This window comes from Actinobacillus minor NM305, assembly GCF_000175195.1.
Taxonomy (GTDB): domain Bacteria; phylum Pseudomonadota; class Gammaproteobacteria; order Enterobacterales; family Pasteurellaceae; genus Haemophilus_A; species Haemophilus_A minor.
This window is the reverse complement of the sequence record NZ_ACQL01000111.1, coordinates 1-592: the sequence shown is the minus strand read 5'-3', so window position 1 is coordinate 592 and position 592 is coordinate 1. Positions and strand designations below refer to the sequence as shown.

Genomic DNA, 592 nt, shown 5'->3' with positions numbered 1-592 from the left:
GAAATTTATTTAGTAAAATCAAAGGATAATTTATGTTAAATAAGTTAAAAATCGGCACATTATTATTGCTGACATTAACGGCTTGTTCGCCCAATTCTGTTCATTCGGTAACGTCTAATCCGCAGCCTGCTAGTGCGCCTGTGCAACAATCAGCCACACAAGCCACCTTTCAACAGACTTTGGCGAATTTGGAACAGCAGTATCAAGCCCGAATTGGCGTTTATGTATGGGATACAGAAACGGGACATTCTTTGTCTTATCGTGCAGATGAACGCTTTGCTTATGCGTCCACTTTCAAGGCGTTGTTGGCTGGGGCGGTGTTGCAATCGCTGCCTGAAAAAGATTTAAATCGTACCATTTCATATAGCCAAAAAGATTTGGTTAGTTATTCTCCCGAAACCCAAAAATACGTTGGCAAAGGCATGACGATTGCCCAATTATGTGAAGCAGCCGTGCGGTTTAGCGACAACAGCGCGACCAATTTGCTGCTCAAAGAATTGGGTGGCGTGGAACAATATCAACGTATTTTGCGACAATTAGGCGATAACGTAACCCATACCAATCGGCTAGAACCCGATTTAAATCAAGCCAA

Annotated in this window: 1 protein-coding gene; it reads left to right on the top strand. The window is 42.7% G+C overall.

What is annotated here, in order from left to right; all coding sequences use genetic code 11:
* Positions 1 to 32: 32 nt before the first annotated feature.
* On the top strand, positions 33 to 592 hold a 560-nt coding region (locus tag AM305_RS08900), incomplete at its 3' end, for a class A beta-lactamase (protein ID WP_005825153.1).